The sequence below is a fragment of the Falsiroseomonas sp. genome, assembly GCF_030695085.1.
In the GTDB taxonomy this organism is placed as follows: domain Bacteria; phylum Pseudomonadota; class Alphaproteobacteria; order Acetobacterales; family Acetobacteraceae; genus Falsiroseomonas.
The window spans coordinates 1-7803 of sequence record NZ_JAUYTS010000133.1 but is presented as its reverse complement, the minus strand read 5'-3'; the positions used below and the strand labels follow the sequence as shown (position 1 = coordinate 7803).

9 protein-coding genes are annotated in these 7803 nt (G+C 68.6%); 7 read left to right on the top strand and 2 right to left on the bottom strand.

What is annotated here, in order from left to right:
- Positions 1–255, top strand: a 255-nt coding sequence (locus Q8S40_RS14655; RefSeq protein WP_305670955.1) for a hypothetical protein, incomplete at its 5' end; no start/stop codon positions are given.
- Positions 256–288: 33 nt separating this feature from the next.
- On the opposite strand, the gene Q8S40_RS14650 is transcribed toward Q8S40_RS14655, so the two are convergent.
- Together Q8S40_RS14650 and Q8S40_RS14645 are read right to left on the bottom strand one after the other, a co-directional pair.
- Positions 289–858: a hypothetical protein gene (locus tag Q8S40_RS14650; protein WP_305670954.1), complete on the bottom strand. Its 570-nt coding sequence runs from the start codon at positions 856–858 to the stop codon at positions 289–291.
- Between the two features lie 60 nt (positions 859–918).
- The gene (locus Q8S40_RS14645; RefSeq protein ID WP_304813308.1) at positions 919–1860 is read right to left on the bottom strand and encodes an SMP-30/gluconolactonase/LRE family protein; all 942 of its coding nucleotides are present in this window, start codon (positions 1858–1860) and stop codon (positions 919–921) included.
- An 83-nt stretch (positions 1861–1943) separates the two neighbouring features.
- Between Q8S40_RS14645 and Q8S40_RS14640 the strand changes: the two genes are divergently transcribed.
- From Q8S40_RS14640 to Q8S40_RS14615, 6 genes are all read left to right on the top strand, one after another.
- Positions 1944–2969, top strand: coding sequence for an NAD(P)-dependent oxidoreductase (locus Q8S40_RS14640; RefSeq protein ID WP_305670953.1), 1026 nt, complete (start codon positions 1944–1946; stop codon positions 2967–2969).
- A 4-nt stretch (positions 2970–2973) separates the two neighbouring features.
- Positions 2974–3615, top strand: a complete 642-nt coding sequence (locus Q8S40_RS14635) for a TetR/AcrR family transcriptional regulator (RefSeq protein WP_305670952.1) — start codon at positions 2974–2976, stop codon at positions 3613–3615.
- A 42-nt stretch (positions 3616–3657) separates the two neighbouring features.
- Complete coding sequence (locus tag Q8S40_RS14630) at positions 3658–4716, top strand: dihydrodipicolinate synthase family protein (RefSeq protein ID WP_305670951.1); 1059 nt, start codon at positions 3658–3660, stop codon at positions 4714–4716.
- 14 nt (positions 4717–4730) lie between these two features.
- Positions 4731–5885, top strand: a complete 1155-nt coding sequence (locus tag Q8S40_RS14625; RefSeq protein WP_304813314.1) for a Gfo/Idh/MocA family protein — start codon at positions 4731–4733, stop codon at positions 5883–5885.
- Positions 5886–5887: 2 nt separating this feature from the next.
- Positions 5888–7033: a dihydrodipicolinate synthase family protein gene (locus tag Q8S40_RS14620; protein WP_305670950.1), complete on the top strand. Its 1146-nt coding sequence runs from the start codon at positions 5888–5890 to the stop codon at positions 7031–7033.
- The coding region (locus Q8S40_RS14615; RefSeq protein ID WP_305670949.1) for a sugar phosphate isomerase/epimerase at positions 7033–7803 on the top strand (771 nt) is incomplete at its 3' end. The genes Q8S40_RS14620 and Q8S40_RS14615, both read left to right, overlap by 1 nt.

Sequence of the window (7803 nt, the reverse complement as noted above, 5' to 3'; positions counted from 1 at the left end):
CAATCCGTGAAGGTGGAGATCGCCGCCGACAACCCGATGATCGCCCAGATGGCGATGATCCTGGGCAACCCGCAGATGGCGGGCGCCATGGGCCGGCTGGTCCGGATCGGCGCGCATCGGGGCGTGCAGGGCCAGGATGGCAACATCACGCTGCTGCTGAAGAACCGCTATCTGGTGCAGGTCGGGGGCGATGGCCCGGTCGAGGCGAGGCTTGAATTCGCCCGCGCCGTGGATGTGGCCCGCCTGCCGGATTGAGGTCTTTCCAACCCCAGGCGCCGGCGCGGGCTTTCAGCCACCACCCCGCGTCACCACGCGCTGCGCCGCGTCCCGCCAGGCGGCCCAGGCCCGGTCCGCCTCCGCCCCCGTGCGGCCGGCGGTGAGGGAGGCGGTGTTCAGCGCCCCCCGCGCAGCTTCCCGCTGCGCGCCGCTGCGATCCTCCACCGCCTGGCGCGCCCGCGCCAGCGCGGCCTCGGCGGCGGCATGGGCGCGGGCGGCATTGCGGAATGCATCCATCAGCCCGCGCGCGGCGGCGAAATCCTCGACCAGCGCGGCGAGGTCGGCGCGGCCCGGCGCCTCCGCCGGCAGCCCCGCCAGCACATCGCGCAGCGCAGAAAGCCGGTCCGTGCCCCCGGGCAGCCGGGCGATGTCGCGGTCCAGCGACAGCTCGCGCCAGATCGGCGGCAGCGGCTCGGCCAGCGCCGCGTCCCATAGCGGGATGGTCTGCACCTGGCTGCGTTCCCAGTCCCAGCTCAGCGTGGTGGCCCGGCCGGGCAGATGGGCGGTGACGCGCAGGCCGAAATCGCCTTCCGCCAGCGGCGTGAAGCGCGGTGTTTCGCCACGCCGTGCGGGCAGGTCCACGATGATGCGGCCGGCTTCGGCCGAGGCCAGGGCCGCATCAAGGCGGCCCTGCCCCCCGCCTCAGCCGCCCGGCGCGCCCTGAGTGTTGACGTACAGGCTGTAGAGCGAATGTGCCGCCGCCATGAACAGCCGATTCCGGTGCCGCCCGCCGAAGCAGACATTGGCGCAGCGTTCCGGCAGGTCGATGAAGCCGATGGCGGTGCCGGCGGCGTTGAACACCTTCACCCCATCCATCCCTGGGCCGCCCATGCCCCAGCCGCACCACAGATTGCCATCCACATCCACCCGGAACCCGTCCGGCGTCTCCCCCGGCGCGCATTTCACGAAGACGCGGCGGTTGCTCAGCGTGGTGCCGGCGCAGTCATAGGCCAGGATGTTGCGCGGCTCGGACCGGCTTTCGATGATATACAGGATGGATTCGTCGGGGCTGAAGGCCAGGCCGTTCGGGTGGTCCACATCATCCGCCACCAGCGTGATTTTTCCCGAATCGCCATCCACCCGGTAGACATTGGTGTGTGGCAATTCGGGCGTGGCCTTCTCGCCCTCATAGAAGCCGCCTATGCCGAAGGGCGGGTCTGTGAACCAGATGCTGCCGTCGGATTTCACCACCACATCATTCGGGCTGTTCAGCCGCTTGCCCTGGTAGTTGTCGGCGATCACGGTGATGGCGCCGTCATATTCGTGGCGGATCACGCGCCGCCCGCCATGCTCGCAGGCGACGATGCGGCCCTGGCGGTCCCGGGTATGGCCATTGGCATTGCCGGAAGGCTTGCGGAAATGGGTGACCTGGCCGGTTTCCTCATCCCAGCGCAGCACGCGGTTGTTCGGGATATCGGACCAAAGCAGGCAGCGCTGGTCGCCGAGCCAGACCGGCCCCTCGCCCCAGCGGCTGCCGGTCCACAGCCGTTCCACCGAGGATAGCGGCAGGCGCAGCTTGTTGAAGGCGGGGTCCAGGGTGCGGATGGCGGGGTCCGGGTAGCGCAGGCTTTCCTGCCAATTCATGGCGTGTCTCCTCGATGGGCCGGCGGTCTTGGCGCCGGGCAGTGTCCTCGTCATGCTGGCCCGATACGGGCGGGAGGGAAACCATGGGCGAGCTGCCACGGCGCATCGCGGATGAGGCGGTGCTGGAGGAGGTGATGTCGCGGCCCGACCCGGCATTGCTGGCCGACCTCGCCCAGGTGCCGGGCGACCTGCTGGTGCTCGGCGCCGCCGGCAAGATGGGGCCCACTTTGTGCCGCCTGGCGAAGCGCGCAGATCCGGCGCGGCGGGTCATTGCCGTGGCGCGCTGGTCCGAGGCCGGGCTGCGCGAACGCATGGAATCCTGGGGCATCGAATGCCTGGCGGCCGATTTGATGGACGACGCGGCGCTGGCCGCGCTGCCGGATGCCCCGAATGTCGTGTTCATGGCGGCGATGAAGTTCGGCAGCACGGGGAATGAGGCGCTGACCTGGGCGATGAATGTCCAGCTTCCGGCCCGCGTCGCGGCGCGCTGGGCGGCGTCGCGCATCGTGTTCTTCTCCACCGGCAATGTGCAGCCGATGTGGCCGGTGAATGGTCCGGCGCCGGATGAGGACGCCACGCCTTCGCCGATCGGCGACTACGCGGCCAGCTGCCTCGGCCGCGAGCGTGCCTTCCAGCATGCCGCCGCCACGCGCGGCACGCGCTGCTTCGGCATCCGCCTGAACTACGCGATCGATCTGCGATATGGCGTGCTGCATGACGTCGCGACGAAGGTCCTGGCCGGCACGCCGGTGCCGCTCGCCATGGGGCACGCCAATGTCATCTGGCAGGGCGATGCCAATGCCTGGACGCTGCGCGCCCTGGCCCGCACCGATGCGACCTGCCCGATCCTGAATGTGACGGGGCCGGAGACCGTCTCCATCCGCTGGCTGGCCGAGCAATTCGCGCGCCGGATGGACCGCACCGCCGAATTCACCGGGACGGAGGCACCCACCGCCCTGCTGTCCAACGCCGCCCGCGCCTTCCAGGCCTTCGGATACCCCAGCGTGCCCCTGCTGACGCTGGTGGATTGGGTGGCGGATTGGGTGGCGGGCGGCGGCCGGGCGCTCGGCAAGGCCACCAAATTCGAGGTGCGGGATGGCCGCTTCTAGCGCCGTGGCCGCCCCGCGCGCGACGGAGCAGCTTTCGGCCCGCGCCAGGGCGACGCGCCAGCGCATCCTGGACGCGGCGCTGGTGGAGTTTGCCGAGAAGGGCATGGCCGGCAGCCGGGTGGATGAAATCGCGGCGCGGGCCGGCGCCAACAAGCGCATGCTCTACGCCTATTTCGGCAGCAAGGAGGAGCTGTGGCTGACGGTTCTGGAATGCGCCTATGCCGCCAAGCGGGCGGAGGAGCGGGAGCTTTCGGTGGACAGCCTGCCGCCGCTGGAGGCGATGGTGCGGCTGGTCGCCTTCAACCTGCGCTACACCAGCCGCCACCCGGAATTCGTCGCGCTGCTGAATCAGGAAAACCTGCACCGCGCCGCCTATCTCAGCCGGTCCGAGCAGGTGCCGGCGCTGTATTCGCCGATGCTGGCCGCGCTGACCGCGGTGCTGGAGCGTGGCGCGTCAGCGGGCGTGTTCCGCGCTGGCGTCGATGCGATGCAGCTCTACATCTCGATCCTGGCGCTGGGGCATTTCTACGTCGCCAATCGGCACACGCTCTCCACCATCTTCGGCACCCCGCTGGACACCGAGGCCGCAATCGCGGCGCGGGAGGCGCATATCGCCGAATTCGTGCTGGGGTATTTGCGGCCTTGACCTGACCACCGACCCGCGACAAAGTAACCGTCTGGTTACTGGATGACGGGGGAAACACAGGTGGGTCTGCGCTGGCAGGATTGGCCCGAACGCGTCCTCACGCGGCTGCGGGAAGGTTGCGCCATCCCGGCACACCCGCTGGCGCTGACCGCGGGGCGGGAGCTGGATGCGCGGCGCCAGCGGGCGCTGTCGCGCTACTACCTGGCGGCCGGTGCGGGCGGCCTCGCGGTCGGTGTCCACACCACGCAATTCGCCATCCGCCAGGTCGGGCTGTTCGACCGCGTGCTGTCGCTGGCGGCCGAAGCGGCGGCGGAGCGGGACGACGCGCCCATCCTCGTCGCCGGCGCCATCGGCCGCACGGAACAGGCGGTGCGGGAGGCGCGGATTGCGCGCGGGCTTGGCTACCACGCCGTGCTGCTCAGCCTCGCCGCCTGGAAGGGCGCTTCCGAGGATGAGATCATCAGCCATTGCCAGGCGGTGGCAGCCGAGATGCCGGTCTTCGGCTTTTATCTGCAGCCGGCCGTGGGCGGCGTGCCGCTTCCCCTGTCCTTCTGGCGCCGCTTCGCCGCGATCGAGAATGTGGTGGCCATCAAGATGGCGCCCTTCGACCGCTACGCCACGCTGGACGTGCTGCGCGGCGTGCTGGAGGCCGGCGCACAGGACCGCATCTCGCTTTACACCGGCAATGACGATCACATCGTCGCCGACCTGCTCACGCCCTTCGCTCTGGCCGGTGCCGAGAAGCCGCTCCGCATCCTCGGCGGGCTGCTGGGGCATTGGAGCGTCTGGACCAAGGCGGCGGTCGACCTCCACGCGCGCTGCCGCGGCGCCGATGCCACGCCCGAATTGCTCGCGCTGGATGCGCAGGTGACGGAGATGAACGCCGCCGTTTTCGACGTGGCGCATGGCTTCCACGGCGTCATCGCCGGCTGCCATGAAATCCTCCGCCGCCAGGGCCTGCTGGAAGGCATCTGGTGCCTGGACCCGGCCGAGGGCCTGTCCCCAGGCCAGTCCGAACTGCTGACCGTGGTGGCGCAACGCTACCCGCATCTGACGGATGACGATTTCGTCCGCGCGAACCTCAACACCTGGCTCTCCTGAAGGAACTTGTAAAAATGGCGGAACGCCGCATCGGCCTCATCATGAACGGCGTCACCGGACGCATGGGCATGAACCAGCACCTGATCCGCTCCATCGCGGCGATCCGCAAGGATGGCGGCGTGATGCTGGCGAATGGCGACCGGGTGATGCCCGACCCGATCCTGGTCGGCCGGAACCGGGAGAAGCTGGAGGCGCTGGCCAAGGCGCATGGCATCTCCCGCGTCTCGACGGACCTCGATGCCTGCCTGGCGGACCCCAACGACACGCTGTTCTTCGACGCGGCGACGACGCAGATGCGCGCGGGCCTGCTGACCAAGGCGATCAACGCCGGCAAGGACATCTATTGCGAGAAGCCGACCTCGGACAATCTGGCCGAAGCCATGGCCGTGGCGCGGCTGGCGAAGCAGAAGGGCATCAAGGCCGGCGTGGTGCAGGACAAGCTGTTCCTCCCCGGCCTGCGTAAGCTGAAGATGGCAATCGACAGCGGCTTCTTCGGCGAGATCCTCAGCGTGAAGGGCGAGTTCGGCTACTGGGTGTTCGAGGGCGACCTGCAGCCGACACAGCGCCCGTCCTGGAACTACAAGAAGGCCGAGGGCGGCGGCATGATCCTCGATATGCTCTGCCACTGGCGCTACGTGCTCGACAATCTGTTCGGGAATGTCGAGAGCGTTTCGTGTCTGGGCGCGACCCATATCAAGCGGCGCATCGATGAGCAGGGGAAGGCCTATACGGCTGACACCGACGATGCGGCCTATGCGACCTTCCAGCTGGAAGGCGGCGTCATCGCGCATATCAATTCCAGTTGGGTGACGCGCGTCCGCCGCGACGATCTGGTGACCTTCCAGGTGGACGGCACGCATGGCAGCGCGGTGGCCGGCTTGCAGAAATGCTGGACGCAGTCCCGCGTGAACACGCCGAAGCCGGTGTGGAGCCCGGACACGCCGCAGCCGATCAACTTCTTCGAGGGCTGGCAGGAAATTCCGGACACCGAGCCGATGCCGAACGGCTTCCGGGTGCAGTGGGAACTGTTCTTCAAATACCTGGCGGGCGAGGTCGCGACCTATCCCTGGGACCTGCTGGCCGGCGCCAAGGGCGTGCAACTGGCGGAAGCCGGCCTGCAATCCTGGGCGGAGCGCCGCTGGGTCGACCTGCCGAAGCTGGAGGTGTGACAATGCCGACGATCAAGCTTCCCGAGGGCGACTACACGTTGCAGGGTCCGCGTGACTTCGCCACAGCGACGCCGCCCTTCCCCCGCGTGGCGCTGGCCGCCGCGCATGTGGTGGCGGACACGCTGGCGGAGCAGGACCCCTGGCTCGACGCCAAGATCGACTGGGACCGCACCATCGCCTTCCGCAAGCATCTGTGGTCGCTCGGCCTTGGCGTGGCGGAGGCGATGGACACGGCGCAGCGCGGCATGGGGCTGGATTGGACGGCGGCGCAGGAACTGATCCGCCGCTCGCTCGATGCCATGCAGGACCACCCCGGCGCGGTGATGGCGAGCGGCGCCGGCACGGATCACCTGGCGCCCGGCCCGGACGTGACGGTGGATGACGTGATCCGCGCCTACGAAGAACAATGCTCCGCGGTGGAGGCGATGGGCGGCCGCATCATCCTGATGGCGTCGCGCGCCTTGGCCAAGGCGGCAAAATCGCCGGCGGATTACGAGCGGGTCTATGATCGCATCCTGTCCCAGGTGAAGCAGCCTGTCGTTATCCACTGGCTGGGCGAGATGTTCGACCCGGCGCTGGAAGGCTATTGGGGCAACCACGACCACATGGCCGCGATGGAAACGGCGCTTTCCGTCATCCACGCGCATGCGGACAAGGTGGATGGCGTGAAGGTCTCGCTGCTGGATGACCAGAAGGAGATCTCCATGCGCCGGCGCCTGCCGAAGGGCGTCCGCATGTACACTGGCGACGACTTCAACTACGCAGAACTCATCGCTGGCGACAGCCACGGCTATTCCGACGCGCTGCTCGGCATCTTCGATCCGATCGCCCCGGCGGTGGGTGGCGCGCTGGCCTCGCTGGCGAAGAACGACCTGGCGACCTTTCACGACATCCTGGCGCCGACGGTGCCGTTGTCGCGCCACATCTTCAAGGCGCCGACACGCTTCTACAAGACGGGTGTGGTGTTCATGGCCTGGCTGAACGGCCACCAGGACCATTTCGTCATGGTCGGCGGCCAGCAATCCACCCGCAGCATCCGGCATTTCTCGGAACTGTTCCGCCTGGCCGACAAGGCGGGCCTGCTGCGCGACCCGGATATGGCGGTTTCGCGCATGCGGACGCTTCTCGCATTGCACGGTGCCGCGTGATGCAGATCTCGCTCAACTCCGTCACGGTGAAGGAAAAGTGGGGCCTGCCCGAGGTGATCGAGGGCTGCGTCCGCCACGGCATCCCGGGCATTTCCCCCTGGCGCGACGTACTCGGCGCCATGGGTGTGGACCGCGCGGCGAAGCAGATCCGTGATGCCGGGCTCACCGTGACGGGCCTGTGCCGCGGCGGCATGTTCCCTGCCGCCGACCAGGCCGGCCGCGACGCCGCCATCGAGGACAATCGCCGCGCCATTGCGGAAGCGCATGCGATCGGCGCGAAATGCCTGGTGGTCCTCGGCGGTGGCCTGCCGCCCGGCTCCAAGGACCTGCCCGGCGCGCGGGAAATGCTGCGCGAAGGGCTCGGCAGGATCCTGCCGGATGCGCGGGCCGCCGGCGTGACAATCGCGCTGGAGCCGCTGCACCCGATGACCTGCGCGGATCGTTCCGTGCTGTCCACGCTCGGCCAGGCGCTGGACCTGTGTGACGAATTCGGCGACGGCATGGGCATCGCGCTCGATGTCTATCATGTCTGGTGGGACCCGCAGCTCGCGGCATTGATCCAGCGTGCCGGGCCGCGCATCGCCGCCTTCCATGTCTGCGACTGGAAGGTGCCGACGACCGACACGGTGTTCGACCGCGGCATTCCCGGCGAAGGCTGCATCGATATCCCAGCCATCCGCCGCATGGTGGAAGCGCAGGGCTATGACAGCTTCGCGGAGGTCGAGATCCTGTCGAAGCATTGGTGGCAGCAGGACCCGGAGACGGTGCTG

Excerpts from the sequence above, each read along its gene's own strand:
- Q8S40_RS14645 (WP_304813308.1), bottom strand. The coding sequence starts at position 1,860 with ATGAATTGGCAGGAAAGCCTGCGCTACCCGGACCCCGCCATCCGCACC.
- Q8S40_RS14640 (WP_305670953.1), top strand. The coding sequence starts at position 1,944 with ATGGGCGAGCTGCCACGGCGCATCGCGGATGAGGCGGTGCTGGAGGAG.
- Q8S40_RS14630 (WP_305670951.1), top strand. The coding sequence starts at position 3,658 with ATGACGGGGGAAACACAGGTGGGTCTGCGCTGGCAGGATTGGCCCGAA.
- Q8S40_RS14625 (WP_304813314.1), top strand. The coding sequence starts at position 4,731 with ATGGCGGAACGCCGCATCGGCCTCATCATGAACGGCGTCACCGGACGC.
- Q8S40_RS14620 (WP_305670950.1), top strand. The coding sequence starts at position 5,888 with ATGCCGACGATCAAGCTTCCCGAGGGCGACTACACGTTGCAGGGTCCG.